Genomic DNA, 18,411 nt, shown 5'->3' with positions numbered 1-18,411 from the left:
GCGTACAATGCGCGAATTGGCGCCGGATATGGTCATGTTCCCGCAACTTGGCGGTCATAATCCACACCATCATACCAACCGAGCGATTTGGTGACGTTCAGGTTGTCGTCTAAGTCCCATTCTTCCCAGCCCGAGAAACGAACATGGTTACCAGTCTCTTTATGATGGCCTTCGAAAGTCCACGCATAGACCATGTGGTGATCGGCGACGAGAACCGTGTCGAGGTTAAGAACGAGGTCAGGGAAGTCAGCCATAAATCCCGCCGCCATGTCGCCAATCTCCGTCCGGCTCTTCATTGGGTCGCCACCGTTCATTATCATGATTGTATGTTCAGCATATCTTTCGGCGACATCGTCGGGCGCCCGGTTGGTCCAAGCAGCGCAATGATCTTGAGCTAAGCGGCGGGCGGTTTGTACATCAGGTGTCATCTATATCTACATGTCCTAAAAATCGCGAAAATACATGGTTGCAGAAACGTTGGTCGGGTCTCTAAAAGCAATCAAGTTTGCTTAACAGCGCTTCTCAACGTTCGCAGGTTTGTTTGCCTCACGGCTATCCGCTCGTTGAAATTTCTGCGTTTTGAACGAACGGCAGTTCTCGGAAAGCCGATGGGTGAACTCTGAGAGATATCGAATGTCGGCTGTGGGCCGCTTCGGAAGGGCGGGCATTGGGTTTATGGCGAGATGCTGCGATGTCCCTAACGACTGCCTAGAGCCCACAGCAGAAGTCTCGATTTCTCGCTGCGCGCGCTCGCAGCGCGGAATTTGCTGCGACAGCGCTGCGGGAAAAGCGGTCATACCAACAAGCCGCAGCGAGCATTGAGCGCTCAAGGATCACGCTTGGTTGGTTGCGGAGGCAATCCTGATGGGAGATGTTCCGGTATGAGATGGGAACGGTCTTCTGCACTTGGGTCGGTCAGGGCTGCAAGGAACGCAAGCAGTTGTTGGATTTCCTGATCGGTAAGGTCCCGCGACGAAAGTTGGTTTTCTCTAGCGATGCGGGCCCTGAGAGCGGGTGTCCCCATCACCCAACCGTCCCTGAGATCGAATGCTTCGCGGTTGTCCTCATCGAGCGGTGCAAAGCCAAATTCTGACCCCCGGCCCGCGAGGCGTTGAACGTGGTCAAGCTGGGGTAAATATGTACCTTCAACATCGAACTTCTCCAGACTTGCCAGTGGATCGAGGTGATGGCGGAGCATGTCCTCTAGATCGGTGAACGCACCACTGTGACCCCACGGCCCGGTAAGCTCGACATTTCGAAGCGACGGTGTCCGGAATGCGAAGAGATCATCGGCGTCTCGAGTGACGCGATAACGCCCCTCATCCTCGGTACGACCGGAAAGACCAGTTGCGGCGATATAGCTGAAATCTCGCCCATGTCCCTTTCCCGGGCCGATTTGTGGGACAGCGATTGCATGGTACGCGTGGTCAGTAAGAAGTGGGCCGCTATGACAGGATGCGCAATTGGCTTTGCCATAAAACAGGGACAGCCCGTTCTGCGCTTCGCTTGAAAGGAGCGACAGATCTCCGCTGCGCAGGACATCGTCGAAAAGGCTCGCATCCGACCGGAAAGCGACCGTCTGAAACATCGCGAGCGCTTGGGCGAGATGGCGATACTTCACATCCTCAGTCCCTCCAATTTCCGGATAAGCGGTGCGGAGCATGCGCATGTAGTCCGGCACGGTGGCCACACGCGCGGCAAGAAGATCCCAGACTTCTGGCCGGTCTTCAACGAACGCAGCATTTGCGACAGCGTTCTCGCCATATTGTCCGGCCATTTCGATAGGGGACGTCACGGGAAAGAAGGCCTGGGCTTGCAGAACACTTGTGACATCTTTGGGAAGGTCAGCGTCTGCCGGATTGCGGATGCGGGTCATGTCGTCCAGCCACTCGACGCGCCCATCGTGGAACAGCGACACGTATTCCCGGGCACCAATGTTCCAAAGCGGTTGTGCATTGCGTGGCACGCGCCCCGTCACCGCATCGAGCGTTTCCCGTTCCGAGCCAGCGCCGATGCCACCTTCGCCGATGCCAAGCGCGAGGCCGTCGCCGGACCCCAGTGCAGGATCATGGCAGGTGCCGCAGGAAATATTTTGATTGCCAGAGAGGATCGGGTCGAAAAAGAGATTGCGGCCAAGATCGAAGATGGCGTCATCTGGCGCGCCGTTATGGAGAAAGCTGTCGTCTGTCAGCGGAGCGGGAAGATCCGGGATGTTGTCACTTTTTGCTACGACGCCCGTGATCGAACCTAGGGCAAAAAGTGAAGATGAAATCAGAAAGCGCATGGAGAACATAGATAGTATCCTTCGATAAAGTAAGGACTTAGGCCAGAACGCTGGCGTCTATCGTTTTGAGCAGTAGCAACACATCGCCGGTATAATAGGGCTGGCATGGATGCATGAGCACGGGGGAACGGCTGACTGTTTTGAAACCAAGCCGGTGATACAACCTGACCGCACCAGTGTTCTGGGCATAAACCTGAATGCTCAGCTTGGTGTATCCCGCTTCGGCAGCGTGTTCTTCGGCAGCTTCCAGCAAGGCGCTGCCAATCCCACCGCCTTGAGAACCGGCGCGGACGGCGAGTGCGTTTACATACCAGGTGCCAACGGATTGGGCCTCAAGCACGACGAAGGGCGCGATAGGTGGTGGCAGGTCGTCAGAATCGTCTTCGGCTGCGACATCTATCGGATAGCTCAGCACCATCCCGAGCACATCGCCTGAGCGCTCTGCAATCAAGGCATTCTTGTAGGAAAAACCGCCAGTCTCGCGCCGGGCACGGCTGATCCCGATATCGAGCGGTGACTGACCAACATCGGCGTTTTTGGCCCAAAGCCATGACGGAATGCCTTCTCCTGCGATGTCGATAAGGCGGGCCAGGTCTTCCGCATCATCGGGCTGCGCCAGTCGCGTAGTATGTTCGAGCAAGTCTTTCATTGAATTGATCCTTTTCACCTGAAAGCAATTGGAAAGGTCCCTGACCGTCTGCGTGCCGGTCAGGGATGATTTGCACAGGCCTTAGGACGTAGGCGCTACGCTGGCGTCGATAGGTCCAACCGGAACCCCGGAATCCCATTCGGTATGGTCACCTTCGTCGATGCGCCCGGAATAGGCATTGTCCCGGCTTTCGGGCTGGGGTTGCGGCGTGGCTGACGCTTGGTCTCTGGCTGGAATATCAATGGACAGGCGCACCCCGTAGCCATCGGTCATACCCAGAAGTGTCTGCGTCATCTCGCTACCGACATGCGCGTAGGCCCCTGTGCCGCCGGTGATGGCACGCGGCGCTGCCAGGTCGACATCGGCAATCTCTGCGCCCTGGTTGATCAGCACTTCTCCGCTGTCGAACTCGAATACCTGACGGGAGATGACCCATGCACCGGTCAGCGTGCGCGCGCCGTCACCGACAAAGAAGCCATCACAGGTCCAGCGCCCAATGACTTTTTCAGGAAAGGCCGGGCTGCCGTCGGCAAGTGTGCCTTCGGCCCCACCATCCAACGTGCCATCTTCGTAGATGTAGCCCTGGGTGACAAAAGAGTTGCCATACGCTGGCATGCCGTCGTCAAAGACAGGCTCGGCTGCGAAAACAAAGCGCGTCAGATCTTCGGCAACGTCAAAGGACATGGGCGCGCCATCGGCCATTGCGAAACCAGTTGAGGCCAGAAGGGCCAGTGCGGAGAGAGTTGATTTGAACATGTGTTTTCCTTTCGGGAGTTGAGTTATGATTTAGGTCGTATTCACAGATCACGCGGGGGATGTGCCCTCGCGCAGCTGTTGGTTTTGGAACGCTGTAGCGTCCGGGAATTGGGGTTCAGGAGGTCGTTGCCTCACAGATCGCAGCCACGTGGCGATGGTCCGTTCCGCAGCATCCGCCCATCACGGTGAGGTTTGGCAAAAGGACTGAAAGACCGGCATAAAGCTGACCCAACTCCTGCGGATCGCCGTCGTCCAAGGCCTCTGCTGCATCAAGTTCGGCGTGGCTCATCCGGGAGGCATTCGCGCGTAACCCCATGATTCGCTTTGTCCAATTTCCGTTCAGCACATGGGCAAAATGATCGGGGTGCGCGCAGTTGATCATGTAGTAAGCGGGATATCCGTCAGTTGCCTCATCGACCTCACGGATCGCGTCTGAAAGTGATTGGCCAGATGGCAAACGCCCGTCAGTTTCAACCGTAAAAGCGATGGAGACCGGCATGTTCAGCGACTTGGCCGCACTTGCGATCCCGATCGCTTCGTCGGCATAAGTCATGGTGATGGCTGACACCATGTCGGCGCCAAACCGATCAAACCAGCCGACCTGTGCTTGGTGATAGATTTCAGCCTGTTCGGCGCTCAGCACCCGGGTCGGAGCATAGCCATCATCCTGCGGTCCGATCACCCCGTTGATGACAAAAGGGCTCTGGTCCGTTTCAAAACGTGCCCGCAACGCTGTCAATGTGGCCACCGCCTCGCGATGAACGGCCTCAAGATCGTGATGCGACATGCTCATTTCAGAGGCCCATCGGGCGCTTGCCCGCCATGTCGGCGTATCCATGATAAAGCCGCGTTTTGCATCCAGAGCGATCCGGGCAAAACGATCCATGTATGCCTCCATGGCCAACATTCCGGCGTCTGTCTCCAGCGCCTTGAAGGCCGCAAATAGCGGGAGGTCGATGCCCTCATCGAAGATCAGCGTGGTTTCAAGACCTCCATCCGTGATCATCTGTTTTCCGGCCAGTTGCGGCAGTGCGTTGCGGTATTTCATCTGGTGTCCTTTCGGTTAGGCGCGTCAGGTCATGTTCGTTGACCGGAGACCTAAGGGACCCAAGAGGGCATCGCTTGAGATTGACCTGAGAAAACCCTGAGATTTTGCAGAGCTTTTCGGGTAAGCAAAGATCGGATAGCTATCGATGTATGGAAATCGTAGTTTCAGATGCCCGGATCGACTTTGACCGGATGACTGTCTCGCTGGGCTCGGACCTGCGGAAACTGACTCGTCAGACTGCGGGAATTCTGCGCGCTTTAGTCGATGCCGATGGCCAGGTCGTCAGCAAGGACGATCTGATTGCAAATGTCTGGGACGGCCGCATAATCACCGATGCCACGCTGTCCACAGCCATCAAAGAAGCCCGGCGCGCGGTCGGGGACACAGGCACTAGCCAGAGTATCATAGAGACCGTGCATGGCGTCGGCTTTCGGCTTGCTGCCACGGCGGAAAGCACAAATGCCCAGCCGGGCCATCAGAAACAACAGCCGACCATTCTGATCCTTCCGTTCCGCAGTCTCAACCCAGAACGCGCCGATCAACACATAGCTGACGGGTTCAGCGAAGAGGTAACATCAAACCTCACCCGTTTTCGCAGTCTGAGTGTCCTGTCGCATCTGACAGCAATGCATGTTCAGGCGCATAAAATGGATCACAATGCCATTGCGCAAAGCTTCGGCGTAGATTTTGTTGTTGAAGGAAGTGTGCGGCGGTCGCCGGCGCGACTGCGTGTCGCCGTACGGGTCACCGATGTGGCAACAGGTGAGATTGTGCTGATGGAGCAGTTTGACCGCGCAGCCGACCCAAGCGACATCTTTGATATACAGGACGAGGTTGGTCTTTTGATCGCCGGTCGCCTTGCTACGCCACACGAAGGAGTGGCCACGCGCTTCCAACACCGCGCATTGGCAGGTCAGCCTCAAACTTGGGATGTCTATGCGGCGGTCGCGCGCTTCTACGAATTCTACAGGAGCTATGACCCCGCCATTCACCTCGAATTGCGAGAGCGCTTGCCGGTGTTGCTTGAAGCCGATCCACGGGCGTCGGATGGATGGGCGGCGCTCGCCCTTCTTCTGCTGGAGGAGGGGCGCTATCACGTCAACGAACGCTCTAACGTGAACGCACCGCAACTCGGTCTTGAAGCCGCACAACGCGGCACAGAAAGTGACCCAAAAAACGGATTTGCCAGAATGGCGCTGGCACTGTGCCAGTTCCATACCGGTGATCTGTCCGGGTTTAGGGAAACATCCAAGATCGCATTGCAACTCAATCCCGGCCATGCGGATATCCTCGCAGAGATCGGCCATTGTCATGCGTTTCTTGGCGATTTTGATCGCGCAATCCCGCTGCTCGATCAGGCTATTGAACTTAGTCCCATTCACCCGGGCTGGTATCACTACGCCCACGCTTGGCGATTTGCCCTTGGTGATTTCTGGCAAGCAGCACTTCTGGAGATCGAGAAAGTGCCGATGCCGGGCTTCCCGTGGTATCATGCACATCAGGTTTGGTTTCATGCGGAGTTGGGGAACTTCGACGCGGCAGAAAAGGCAAAACATGCGCTTCTCGATATTCTTCCGAGTTTCGAGGCGGACATCCCCAAAGAGATGGTGTTCAACTACTTTGCGGGCCCGCTTGTTCGCAAAGCTTTTGACGGCTGGAAGAAAGCAGGGCTGGTCGTCAACCTGCCACCCGAAATGGTCGACCTATCCAAACCGCAAGTGGGCTAAGCAAGATTGCCAAAGCAAGTGCCGTGTAGCCACCGATCGCGACTAGGGCAGCACCCAAGAGCCCTCCGAATGCAAATCCAAGAAGATAGAGCGCCATCGCTTGTGATGCGCGGTCTTCTTGTGAGGAGAGATAGAGCGGGAAGAACAGAAACAGGAAAAACCCGTTCGCAACGATGCTCATCCCTAGCAAAATCGGTGTGACCACCCAATAGCTGGCGGCACCGGTAAGCGCGGCGGCGATCAAGGCAAATCGACAGATGGGTTGCATTAGCGGATTGGAAACCCTGGACGCCAAGGCAGATGCCACAGCACTCGCAAGCAAGCTGCCGAGAAGCCAATTGACCACGCTGCCATCGTCCCCCAGCGACGTCGCATAAATCTCGATAAAACTCCAATACGCGCCCATCAGCGCAAAGAAAGGCAAATACCCAAATGAAAACCCCGATAGCTTAGAACCCGAAAGGGTGTTTGCTTCCCGACGGTCGAGCCGAACCGAAAAGAGAGTCAGCGACAACGTCCAGAGCACCCAGAGCGGGGATAACTGAATGACCGGCAACGCCAGATAGACAATTAGGGACACGCAAAGCCCGATAGCGAATGCCGTGCTCAATACTTGCAAGACTTTACCTACAGGCATGCGCACAAGTGCGTATCGCGTCAACACGCCCAAAGATAGGCCCAGAACAAGACAGGTCACCACCAAGACAACCGGATGCTTATCCACATCTGCTGCCAAAACTGCAAAAGCGAGCGGTACAATAATGCGCGCCATGACGGGTATTGGATACGGCAGCCGGAAAGCGCATGCTACTGCAGCGGCAAGGAGCACGCAGCTAGCAAGGCCGCCTGCCAGGGTCTGCGAGTGGTTTGGACCGCTCGCCAGCACCGCCAGCCACATGGGCATTGTGTTGATAACAACCGCGCCCAAAACGATTGGCAGAAAGATCGGTAGTTTGCTCATTCTCTCCTGATACACTGCGAACCTACACCAAAACACCGGAAAGCTTAGCGTCATGTCTGTAGTCGTGGTGTTCAATTTCAGGCGTCTGCGTTTGTGGGCGTCGCTCACCATCTTCCCGGTCTGATCAAGCCGAAACCAAAGAACTGTATCGACTTCGGTCAGATCTTACCCTTCAAATGACCGGTTTGGATGCGATCGCGGATCAGCAGCGCTCAGCGCGCTGCACATACGAACAAATGCTGCACCAGCAATAGCCGCAGGTGCGTAAGGCGGCTTCGTCCGCGTCTGAGTTGTCGGATCAAGCTGCGGCGAAAGAACGGTATCGGTTCGGGCAAAATCTACACACGCGAATGACCGGATTGGCGACCCACGCCGCTCTGCAACAACACTCGCGCTGCGACCGCAAACTGATGCTGCATTAGCGAAGCGCGAAAATCCAATGTCGGAAAAGTCCCGCAGACTGTGAGTTCACAATCGGATCGATTTTGCGCCCGCGGCGAACGGCATGTGTGGATAGCTCCCGCATAGCAAGACATTTTTGAAAGTAATTTCGCACTGGTCAGAAGCAGACGTGTGTCCGGCCTGTTTGCGCAGCACACGCGGCTGCTGGCCTTGATGGTTTCCGCGACCAAGTCCCATACGGGTATTGCGGACAACTAGTGTCCTTGCCGTTCGACGGGGTGTCTTGGCTGGCGGGCTGACTGTACTCCATCATTTCAAGGGTCTTGCTGTCTCGAGTATTCCCTTCTTGTTCTCTCAGATCGTGTGGGGACGGTAGTATTCGCTCTTGGTCAGCACAGCCCAGACGATCCGCGCCGTCTTATTGGCCATGGCAATTGTCGCCAAACGGGGAGGCTTGCGGGTGAGCAGGTCTATGGCCCATGGATCGACACGGTCGGGGTTCACCTTCATTTGCCGCAATCGCGCCGTCATACCGGTCACCAAGAGGCGCCGGATATATCGGTCGCCCATCTTCGTGATCCGCCCCAATCGTTCCTTACCACCACTGGATCGGTTGAGCGGCGTCAGACCAAGCCAGGCTGCAAACTGTCTGCCGTTCTTGAACTGCTTCGCGTCACCGACGGTTGCAACAATTGCCGATGCTGTCACGGGTCCAACTCCTGGGATCGTGCGCAGCAACATCACGCGCTTGTCCAGTTTCGAATGCAGGCGCATGCGCACCTCGTACCAACGGAGGCGGAGATGCATGGCAACGAGTTGATGACTCAGCTGCTTGAGAACATCCATCGCAATTTCAGGCAGGTCTGGTTTGTCTCCATCCAGAAGGCTCTTGGCATACTTCACGGCACTTCCTGTACCCTGCGCTATGATAATGCCAAACTCGACCAGCAGGCTGCGTAACATATTGCTGAGCTGTGTCCGTTGGCGGACTATCAGATCGCGAGCACGATGGAGGAATAGGACCGCTTGCTGCGCTTCCGATTTCGGCGCTACAAACCGCATTGTTGGGCGCGTCACTGCCTCGCAAACCGCCTCAGCATCAACCGCGTCAGATTTGCCGCGTTTCACATAAGGCTTCACGTAGTTGGCCGGGATCAGCCGAACATCATGGCCCAGCTTTGAGAGTTCTCGTGTCCAATGATGACTGGACCCGCATGCTTCCATCCCCACCAAACATGGCTCGAGTTCATCAAAGAAGGCGACAAGCTGGGCGCGCCGGATCGCTCGATTGAAAACGACGGTGCCATCCGCAGTGATCCCATGGACTTGAAAAACATGCTTGGCCAGATCGATGCCGACTGTTGTAACTTGCATTGGGTAGCTCCTTTCCTAGCAGTGATACACAACTGCAGTATGGCGCATTGCGACGCCGGTTGGAGCAGGAGCTATCCACCCCATCGGGTTCGACGGGCCGCGATGCAGCATCACCAATCACCGATGGAGGTCGGCTTTGGGCCGTTCACGAGGGGTATAAGGGCTAGGTTTCAACCGATGCTGCGTTGCCTCCGAGGCCGGTTGTTGAGCCCATACCGCCCATTTTGTTGCGTTGCCGCGATTGGCCGCTTAGTGAGATCGGAACAATCGTACTCATTGAAGCGAGTGGCCCTTGTCCCGGATATCTACTTTTTTCGTCTTTTTCCTCGCCGTGTTTCTCCAAGCAGGCGCATATGGATTGACCTTTTTGCTACCGCGGCTGTTTGACCGGTTTGGCGCGGATGAAAAAGCCGTTGGCGTCACGCTGACCGTCGCGACGATTTCCACGTTGATAACCGTCTACTATGCGGGCCATTTATCTGACTGGTTTGGTCGCGTGATGACATTGGCCGTCGCCTGTTTGTCCATTGCTGCGTCAATGGCTCTGTTCAGTGCTGCGACATCCATGGGTGCTTTGCCAATCGCCGCAAGTCTATTGTTGGGTGCAGGTTGGGGTCTGACTTATGCGTTGGTTCCGGTGGTCCTGACCCGGCTGGCCAAATCGGAAGAGCGTGTCCGCTATTTCGCAATCAATTCGGTCGTCTTGATGGCAGGGTTTGGGCTTTCGCCGGTCATGGCCGCACAAATTGAGAAATCGGGCGGTCTGATTACCCATTCGTTCATGATTGTCGCGATCTTGTCGCTCATCAGCGCTGTGTTGTTCTTCATTTTGGTCGCTCCAGTGGGCCGTCACGCCGTCAATCCGGGCCCCGAAGCAAGCTCACGGCTGAACCCTTCAAATGTGCGCCGCATTCTTCGCTCAAGAGCAGTTTTGCCTGTGATCATGGTCTTCATCGGGGCAAGTGTTTTTGCAGGGATGAGCAATTTTCAGACCGTCTTCGCGGATGCGCGGGGGCTGGACTACGCCGCCTTCTTCCTAATCTACACAATCACCGTCGTGATCTGCCGAATTGCCCTGGCGCGCTTCAAAGGTGGGGCCAATCCTTACCTGACAATCGCTGCGCTCCAATATGTCATGGCAGGCAGCGTTTTGCTGTTTATCTTCTCTGGCAATAGCGAAGTTAGCTATTGGCTTGTGGCGGCACTGTTCGGCATCGGATATGGCGCGTCCTATCCGATCCTCACAGCCATGGCCGCAAACGACGCTGAAAGCGCCCTGGTTCCGCAGACACTGCAACTATTTGCGTTGACCTATTTCGTGGGCATCTTTGGCTTCCCGCTTTTGGCAGGCTGGATGATCGTTGAACAAGGCATCGCAACTCTTCTGGTTGTGGTGTGCGTTTTGGCTGCGATAGAAGCGACAATGGCGCTGCGCAGGGCAGTTCAGAACCGAAGGACGCAACCTGAGCCGGCTTAGGAAAAGGAGACCAGCGTATGCCAATTGAAACTTGGACTTTGTATGTTTTGACAGTTCTGGCTTTGATGAGCACGCCTGGACCAAGCCAGTTGTTGATGCTTACCAACAGCGGCGTTCATGGTTTCCAACGTTCGTTGTCGACCGCCGCAGGCGACCTTTCAGCAAACGCCTTGCAGATGCTGGCGGCGGGTCTGGGGCTAGCCGCGATTATCGCGGCCTCTGCGACAGCCCTGACTGTTATCAAGTGGGCAGGGGTTGCGTATCTGATCTGGTTGGGTATCCGCATGATCCGACGCGCCAGACCGGATGAAACAGCCGAGCTTTCTGAACAGAAGAGAGCTTCGCTGCGAACCCTATGGCTCCAAGGCTTCCTGACGTCCGCTGCGAACCCTAAGGCCGTTGTTTTCTTCGCGGCGCTCTTCCCACAATTCATCACGAGCGACGCCGCTTTCTGGCCTCAGTTTCTGATATTGTCCGCAACTTACATCGTCATGGACGGGCTCTTCCTGTCTGCCTATGGCCTCGGGTCGAGTTGGATTGTCAAACGGTTCAAGGGCAGCGCACGGGTCTGGATCGAACGGATCGGCGGTGGCTTTATGATTGGCGCAGCGTTGCTACTCGGGTTGAAGTCAATCTCGCGCCAATAACCGAGAGAGGGCATTCGCCAGATAACCCGCAACGGCAGCTCCCTCCACATACGACCAGTTCACTGTCGGTTTAATTTTGCATTTGCAGCGAAAGTCCGGAATGACGGGCCGCACTGCAGCGGTGGCTTGTCAAGGAGAAGGGCCGGAAAGGGCCGTTGGCTCCTATTTTATGGTGCGGTGATGGGCGGTGGCTTTCTTCGCTTTCCTGACATCGCATTGCCCGCAATCGCCGCGAGCAGAACTGCGCCGCCAATCAGGGTATTTTCGGTCGCGGTTTCCCCCAGAAAAAGCCAGACCCAGAGTGGACCGAGCAGGACTTCGGCTAAAGACAGCAGGGCGAGTTCTGCGGCGGGTAGGCTGCGCGATCCCAATGTGTAGAGGATGAGACCTGCCCCGACCTGGAACACGCCCATGCCCATCGCAATTCCGCCATCACGAGGACTTAGCACGAAGGAGAGACCGAGGGCCAAGCATATGGCTGAAGTGATGAAGATCGCGAAAAGGCCTGAAAGGAAGACCGCCGGCAGCATCTCCCCTGTGCGCCCCCATCGCAGCGCCACGGTGAAGACAGCAAAACCGAATGCCGACCCAAGCGCGGCGAGGCTGCCTTTCAAAGCGACGCTTCCGGACTTGTCGGCGACCATGATCCCGATCCCGCCGATTGCGACGGCGATCGCGATCCAGGTCGCGGTGCGGACGGGTTCTCGCAACACGATCCATCCGAGCACCGCAGCCATAAACGGTGCGGTTGCAAACAGAAGCATTGCATTTGCAACCGACGTGTTCTGGATCGCGTAGATACCGCCAGAATAGGCCGCGACCAATGATAGCCCCGCAATGATGGCAGGGGCGCCGGTGCGGCGGATCTGAACAAATGGGCTTTCTCCAGACCGCACGCGGATAAGCACGCAGAGAAACAGCGACAGGCTGATCGACCTGTAGAGCAGTATTTGCCACACGACCGCGTCATCGATCAGGCGAATACCAAGACCGACCGTCGACCACAGCAGACCGGCCGCAAATACGAAGAGCACACCGTACTTGTGGGCATCCGCATTGGAAGAGGCTGGCGCATTGGATGTCATGTTGGGCTCATCATGGAAGTTACTTCGCCAAGGTTAGTGTCTTGGCCAGAGCTTTGATCACTCATTAGCGACATTGGCGCAGGTTGCTGCACACGACCATGCCAAACCAAGATCGCTACCAAGATCGCTACGTGGTTTACGAATGGCCGCTATGGTGACGCTGCACTGCAGAGCTTTATGTGCGGAGAAAAGTCCGGAATGGGCCGTCCGTTGCTGGGCGACATCCAAAGTCTGGTTTGGACCATATCCGAAAACTTCTGCTACCGGGCGAGTTTTAGTGTTTCGCCGATTGGCCAATGGCTGCCGCAATCTTGCCCATTGCCTTCAAGAACGTCGGTTTTTCTTTTTCAGACAACGCGTCGAGCATCGCGATTGCGTTGCGGTTATCCTGTCTTTCGATCGCTGCAAGAACCTCTTTTCCATCAGGCGTCAGGCTGATTGTGATGGCGCGTCCGTCAGTTTCGTCAGCGGCCGTTGAAACGAGCCCTTTGGTCTGCAGGGCCTTTACTGCTGCCGAAATTGTCGTGCGCGGCACAGCCAGGTCGCCGGCGATATCCGAAGGACGCGTTGTCTCATTTGCGCCAACAATACGAAGCATCTGAAAGTGAAGGGGATTGAAGGCCAGCCGTCCTTCCGCGGGTGCCCCCTGCCTGCCAGTGACCAACAGAGTTCTGATGATGGTGCTGATGTGCTTGGCGAGTTCCTCGCTTGGGTTGTCAGTCATTTCCTTTGCCAAACTTGATTAGTGCAATGTTCGTATTACTTAGTGCAATATATGCACTATATTGGCGGATACGAAACATGCGACTTCCTTCTCTTGCCTTTGGCCTCACGCTCATCCTAGCAGCTTGCAGCGATCCCTCAATTCCGACCGAACCCCCTGAGCTTACCCCACCGCCAGAGGTTGCAACGGCTGGCTTTCTGACCGCTTACGCGGAGCAAACCATCGCGATGTCGGTCACCGATGTAAGGAAGTTCATGGAAGAGCAGCCTCTGACCAGCTTCCTCGAACCAACGGCGAACATCGCGAACCCAGTCGAGAGTGAGGTAATCCAAGGCGTTTGGCCAAACCCAGATGCTTATCGTTGGCTCAAGCTCGCAGACGGGCACTACGTCATTGAGCGCATTCTCGAGAACGAACTCGACTTCTTCAAGTATCAGGTCTTCATTTTCACCAATACGACCGGGCAGGGGGTCGAGCAGATAGTGGGCGAGCAACGATTTGTCCCTGTCAAGGGCGGAACCCGGTTTGAGTGGACCTACAACGTCCTGCCAACCAACTTCGTGACACGGCAGTTTGTCCGTCGAAGTATGGATGAGATCGAAACCTATATCTCCGGCGGCCTCGCAGGTTTCGCAGCCGCCGCCAACGCATCGGTCGCCGGCGAGTAGGCAATGACACGTGACACCCTCCTTTCAACCGCTCTTCATTCCGGGCGCGTTTTGCTTGCCTCCTTGTTCATTCTCGGCGGTATCAACAAAGTCCTGAACTTTGAGGCCACAGCCCTGACGATGAGCGATATGGGCTTCCCGATTGTGCCGCTGGTGCTCACGGCCACGATTGCTCTTGAATTGGGGGGAGGTTTGGCTGTCGCCATCGGCCTGTCAGGGGCCACTATCAGTGCAGCAGTCCTCTTCGCCTACACCATCGCAGTCAATCTGATCTTTCACCAGTTCTGGGAGATGGACGGCGAGATCGCGCAAGTGGAGCTATCCTTGTTCTTCAAGAATGTATCTATCGCCGGTGGGATGCTGTTCTTCGCGGCGCAAAGCACTCTCACCAGGAAGAAGAACTCCTGACTTCTGCAAATGTCTTGACCGAAATAGAGGCAGTTTCTGGCCTCGTAGCGGGGCACTTCCTATCATTTAAGAGTTTGACGAAGCCCGGATTTCGCGGTCGCAGCGAATGGCCGCAAAGCGGGCTGCGACCGCAGCGTACTGGTCAGTCGGCAAAGGGCAGGTTTGGGCCGCTTCGGAAGGGCGGGCATTGGGTTTATGGCGAGATGCTGCGATGTCCCTAACGACTGCCTAGAGCCCGAAAGGGCCCAATGCTGCGCGTTCAACGAAGCTCAGCTTGACGAGGCAAAGCGCCAAAACGTTTGCCAGACGAAATTTGAACATAGGCGCGAAGCCATCCTCATGCTAATTTTAGAGAGGATTTGTAGGGCGGGAAGCTGTTGGATCGCCAGCACACAAAAGAGATTGACCGTGTCTTAAGCGGGTTCGATACAGGGAGAGACCGGCTTGTCGCGGACAGCTGGCAGCGCTGTGTTGAAACCTACGGTATGGATCCCTCACGACAGGAACCCGCGCACATCCTCCCTGACACCAAATTCCGTGAACATCTGGAGCAATCCGAACGTCTGATCGCAACAGCGCGCTCGGGGCTGCAATCGTTGTTTGCGCAGGTTGCAGGGCAGAACTACGTCCTGCTGCTTGCGGATTCAGATGGCGTCTGCGTCGATTTCTTTGGCGACCGGAACTTTGAGGACGAACTCAGAACTGCCGGTCTTCATCTGGGATTCAAGTGGACGGAAGAGTTGGCAGGAACGAACGGGGTAGGGTCGTGCATCGTTACAGGTCAGCCGGTGACGATCCATCAGGGGGATCATTTTTCGATCACGCATACGCCGCTGTCTTGTACGGCAGCGCCTATTTTCGACACCAAAGGTGGTCTTGCGGCTGTTCTGGATGTTTCGTTGTTGCGTGGACCTTCGCCTAAGGCGTCGCAGAATCTGGCCATGACACTGGTGACGAATTCCGCCCGTCGCGTCGAGATGGCAAACCTGATGGCATCGACCCGGCGCGATTGGGTCCTGCGCTTTTCAGCCAGCCCCGAATTTCTTGAGGTCGATCCTGAAGCGGCGGTTGCAGTGGACGGAAGCGGCAAGATCATTGGTATGACCTCGGGGGCCCGACGGGCACTGGACCCGGACGGTTCGGGCCACCTGATCGGGTCGCAATTGCAGGACTGGCTTGAAATCAGTGTTGATGACATGCCGGAGTTCATGCGCGGCAGACCGTCCGAAGAACGGGTTCTACACCTCAAGGACGGGCGCGCGCTCTATGGTCATGCCGTTGCGCCACAGACGTCGCAGATGACGGCGGCCCTGCGCAAGCGAGAACAGGTTCTGCCCGGAGCTCTTGGCAGTTTTGCGGGGCCGGATGCGGACCTTCAGCAGCTTTTGAACAATGCTGCACGTCTTGCACCGACCAGCCTGCCGCTTTTGCTGACCGGTGAAAGCGGCACGGGCAAGACCAAACTGGCGCGTGCGATCCACATGGCCGATCCTGCGAGACAGGATTTCCACACAGTGATCTGCTGCGATACCGAGACATTCGATTTCTGCCAAACCATCGACCCCGGCACGCTGTTCCTGCGCGGTGTTGAAGACCTGAGCGAGCCTGCACAGGCCTCTCTTTTAGCAGTGCTTGAGCGGCGGGCTGATCTGAGGATCATTGCCTCATGTCGGCAGCCCCCGGCGGGATTGCAGGGCGGTCTGCGTGAAGATCTGCTGCACCGGATTGCGGGGGCCACATTTTCTCTGCCGCCTTTGCGCCACCGAGCGGATCTGGATTGGCTAATTGATCGTCTGCTTCGACGGTTTGCAAGCCATGATATTCACCTGTCGACAGTCGCGCGCGCCGACCTGAAATCACGACTATGGAGCGGCAATATTCGTGAACTGGAACATCTGCTGCACAGCGCGGTCGCCCTGTGTCAGGACAACATCATCGACTTGACGGATTTGCCAGCCCCGGCGCTCGCCCCTGCTCAAAAGCTGGACTCAGATGATCTCGAAGCACTGCTGCGTGCTTGCGATTGGAACATGTCTCAAGTGGCGCGACGCCTTGGCGTGAACCGGTCGACAATTCTGCGCCGTGTGCGAAAGGCCGGGCTTACTCCACCTGCATAAACGCACATGCCTTCGTGTTGCGCCCTTGTTGCGCGCGCAACAAGTCTTGGTGTTTTTGGCCTAGGTCAAGCGTTGAGCCGCCAAATCGACTTGCCCGAAGGGCCGCGGATTTGCCAGCCTTTTGCACCGTGGAGATAGGGAGGATGACATGCTCGACACAACACTCTCGGATCAGGTGCAGGGGTTCTTGGATGACTTCGGTGCGGCTTTGTCCCAAGGCGATATCGATGCCGCCTGCGATATGTTTCAGGACGATTGCTATTGGCGCGATCTGGTCAGCTTTACCTGGAATATCAAAACGGTCGAAGGCAAGGCGCAGGTGGCAGATATGCTCGCGCATCAGTTGGCCACAACCAAACCGAGCGGTTGGAAAATAGCCGAAGGTGAAGTGCCCACTGAAGACGGCGGAATAACCACCGCATGGATCGAGTTCGAAACCGAAGTGGCACGCGGCTATGGGTTAATCCGCCTCAAGGATGGCAAGATATGGACCTTGCTGACCACGATGGTCGAGCTGAAAGGTCATGAAGAGCCCAAAGGGTTCAACCGCCCACTTGGGGCCAAGCATGGTGCGGGCAAACACAGGACCACATGGGCAGAAGAACGGGCCCAGGAAGAGGCTGAATTGGGCTACGCAACACAGCCCTACTGCGTCATCATTGGCGGTGGTCAGGGTGGGATCGCCATGGGCGCGCGGCTGCGTCAGCTGGGTGTGCCGACGATCATCGTCGAACGGAACGACCGGCCTGGCGACAGTTGGCGCAATCGCTACAAATCCCTCTGCCTGCATGATCCGGTCTGGTATGACCATCTGCCTTATATCAAGTTCCCGGAAAACTGGCCCGTGTTCTCGCCCAAGGACAAGATCGGCGACTGGCTTGAGATGTACACCAAAGTGATGGAGCTGAATTATTGGACGCGCACGACGGCCAAATCCGCCACCTTCGATGAAGACAAGGGCGAATGGACCATCACGGTGGACCGGGATGGCGAAGAGGTGGTGTTGCGGCCCAAGCAACTGATCATGGCGACGGGGATGTCCGGCAAGAAACGCATGCCTGATTTTCCGGGTATGGATGTTTTCAAAGGCGAACAGGTGCATTCGTCGGAACATGAAGGTCCCGACAAATGGGCTGGTAAAAAGGTCGTTGTGGTGGGGTCCAACAACTCGGCCCACGACATCTGCGCGGCGCTTTGGGAAAACGATGCCGATGTGACAATGGTGCAGCGGTCCTCAACCCATATTGTCCGCTCGGACACCCTCATGGAAATCGGACTGGGCGATCTTTATTCTGAACGTGCGGTGCGGTCTGGTATGACGACCGAAAAGGCCGATCTGATCTTTGCTTCTCTGCCCTATCGCATTCTTCATGAATTCCAGATTCCGGCCTATGCCGCGATGAAAGAGCAAGACAAAGAGTTCTATGACGGCCTGGAAAAGGCCGGGTTCTGGCTGGATTGGGGCGATGACGACAGCGGGCTGTTCATGAAATACCTGCGTCGCGGATCGGGCTACTACATCGATATCGGGGCCAGCCAGTTGATCATTGATGGCGAGATCAAGCTGAAACGCGGTCAGGTCACCGCGCTTGATGAAACCGGAGTTATCCTTGATGACGGCACGCATCTGGATGCCGATCTGGTGGTCTATGCGACCGGGTATAACTCGATGAACGGCTGGGTCGCGGACCTGATGGGTCAGGATATGGCAGATCGGCTTGGGAAATGCTGGGGTCTGGGCTCTGACACAACCAAGGACCCGGGGCCTTGGGAAGGCGAGCAACGCAATATGTGGAAGCCGACACAGGTTCCAAACCTTTGGATGCATGGTGGAAACCTGCATCAGTCCCGGCATTATTCACAGTTCCTAGCGTTGCAAATAAAGGCCCGGATGGAGGGCATCCCGACGCCGATCTACGGCCTTCAAGATGTGCATCACCTCAATTAAAGCATGCGCTACCACCAAGAAGCGGACTTTCAATCGAAAAAATTGAAAGTCCGCTTTGTCCGCAGACTGTGAGTTCGAACCAATCTATTTTTTGGCGTTGCAGCGAACGGCCGGTTTTACGGGCCGCACCGCAGCA

At 56.4% G+C, this 18,411-nt stretch carries 16 protein-coding genes; 7 read left to right on the top strand and 9 right to left on the bottom strand.

What is annotated here, in order from left to right; translation table 11 throughout:
• Positions 1–32: 32 nt before the first annotated feature.
• From ACR0DH_RS13950 to ACR0DH_RS13930, 5 genes are all read right to left on the bottom strand, one after another.
• Positions 33–428 (bottom strand): DUF1348 family protein, encoded by a 396-nt coding sequence (locus tag ACR0DH_RS13950; RefSeq protein ID WP_480550173.1) that lies wholly within the window; start codon positions 426–428, stop codon positions 33–35.
• 398 nt (positions 429–826) lie between these two features.
• A complete protein-coding gene (locus ACR0DH_RS13945) occupies positions 827–2,293 on the bottom strand; it encodes a cytochrome-c peroxidase (protein ID WP_480550175.1) in 1,467 nt (488 codons plus the stop codon).
• Positions 2,294–2,321: 28 nt separating this feature from the next.
• Entirely contained in the window at positions 2,322–2,933 is a 612-nt protein-coding gene (locus ACR0DH_RS13940; protein ID WP_480550177.1) for a GNAT family N-acetyltransferase, read from the bottom strand.
• Positions 2,934–3,014: 81 nt separating this feature from the next.
• On the bottom strand, positions 3,015–3,689 hold the full coding sequence (locus ACR0DH_RS13935; RefSeq protein WP_480550179.1) for a hypothetical protein: 675 nt from the start codon (positions 3,687–3,689) through the stop codon (positions 3,015–3,017).
• Positions 3,690–3,804: 115 nt separating this feature from the next.
• Positions 3,805–4,737: a homocysteine S-methyltransferase family protein gene (locus tag ACR0DH_RS13930; protein ID WP_480550181.1), complete on the bottom strand. Its 933-nt coding sequence runs from the start codon at positions 4,735–4,737 to the stop codon at positions 3,805–3,807.
• 149 nt (positions 4,738–4,886) lie between these two features.
• Between ACR0DH_RS13930 and ACR0DH_RS13925 the strand changes: the two genes are divergently transcribed.
• Positions 4,887–6,464, top strand: a complete 1,578-nt coding sequence (locus ACR0DH_RS13925; RefSeq protein WP_480550183.1) for a winged helix-turn-helix domain-containing tetratricopeptide repeat protein — start codon at positions 4,887–4,889, stop codon at positions 6,462–6,464.
• Here the strand turns inward: ACR0DH_RS13925 and ACR0DH_RS13920 are convergent.
• A complete protein-coding gene (locus ACR0DH_RS13920; protein ID WP_480550185.1) occupies positions 6,415–7,425 on the bottom strand; it encodes a hypothetical protein in 1,011 nt (336 codons plus the stop codon). The genes ACR0DH_RS13925 and ACR0DH_RS13920 overlap by 50 nt on opposite strands.
• A gap of 756 nt (positions 7,426–8,181) precedes the next feature.
• Positions 8,182–9,201, bottom strand: a complete 1,020-nt coding sequence (locus ACR0DH_RS13915; protein WP_480550187.1) for an IS110 family RNA-guided transposase — start codon at positions 9,199–9,201, stop codon at positions 8,182–8,184.
• Between the two features lie 292 nt (positions 9,202–9,493).
• On the opposite strand from ACR0DH_RS13915, the gene ACR0DH_RS13910 reads away from it, so the two are divergent.
• Together ACR0DH_RS13910 and ACR0DH_RS13905 are read left to right on the top strand one after the other, a co-directional pair.
• The gene (locus tag ACR0DH_RS13910) at positions 9,494–10,678 is read left to right on the top strand and encodes an MFS transporter (protein WP_480550189.1); all 1,185 of its coding nucleotides are present in this window, start codon (positions 9,494–9,496) and stop codon (positions 10,676–10,678) included.
• Between the two features lie 17 nt (positions 10,679–10,695).
• Positions 10,696–11,325 (top strand): LysE family translocator, encoded by a 630-nt coding sequence (locus ACR0DH_RS13905; protein WP_480550191.1) that lies wholly within the window; start codon positions 10,696–10,698, stop codon positions 11,323–11,325.
• A 167-nt stretch (positions 11,326–11,492) separates the two neighbouring features.
• Here the strand turns inward: ACR0DH_RS13905 and ACR0DH_RS13900 are convergent, their stop codons facing one another.
• Positions 11,493–12,410 carry a DMT family transporter gene (locus ACR0DH_RS13900; protein ID WP_480550193.1) on the bottom strand — a complete coding sequence of 306 codons (918 nt, stop codon included), beginning with the start codon at positions 12,408–12,410 and terminating at the stop codon, positions 11,493–11,495.
• A gap of 274 nt (positions 12,411–12,684) precedes the next feature.
• Positions 12,685–13,134 (bottom strand): MarR family winged helix-turn-helix transcriptional regulator, encoded by a 450-nt coding sequence (locus tag ACR0DH_RS13895; RefSeq protein ID WP_480550194.1) that lies wholly within the window; start codon positions 13,132–13,134, stop codon positions 12,685–12,687.
• 77 nt (positions 13,135–13,211) lie between these two features.
• Here ACR0DH_RS13895 and ACR0DH_RS13890 point away from each other — a divergent pair, with 77 nt between their 5' ends.
• From ACR0DH_RS13890 to ACR0DH_RS13875, 4 genes are all read left to right on the top strand, one after another.
• Positions 13,212–13,802: a hypothetical protein gene (locus tag ACR0DH_RS13890; RefSeq protein WP_480550197.1), complete on the top strand. Its 591-nt coding sequence runs from the start codon at positions 13,212–13,214 to the stop codon at positions 13,800–13,802.
• Positions 13,803–13,805: 3 nt separating this feature from the next.
• On the top strand, positions 13,806–14,210 hold the full coding sequence (locus tag ACR0DH_RS13885) for a DoxX family protein (protein ID WP_480550199.1): 405 nt from the start codon (positions 13,806–13,808) through the stop codon (positions 14,208–14,210).
• Between the two features lie 374 nt (positions 14,211–14,584).
• Positions 14,585–16,327: a sigma-54-dependent Fis family transcriptional regulator gene (locus ACR0DH_RS13880; RefSeq protein WP_480828226.1), complete on the top strand. Its 1,743-nt coding sequence runs from the start codon at positions 14,585–14,587 to the stop codon at positions 16,325–16,327.
• A 148-nt stretch (positions 16,328–16,475) separates the two neighbouring features.
• Positions 16,476–18,275: an NAD(P)-binding domain-containing protein gene (locus ACR0DH_RS13875; protein ID WP_480550203.1), complete on the top strand. Its 1,800-nt coding sequence runs from the start codon at positions 16,476–16,478 to the stop codon at positions 18,273–18,275.
• Positions 18,276–18,411 lie beyond the last annotated feature (136 nt).

It is taken from the genome of Ruegeria sp. I1 (genome assembly GCF_056532675.1).
This window is presented reverse-complemented; position numbering and strand designations above follow the sequence as displayed.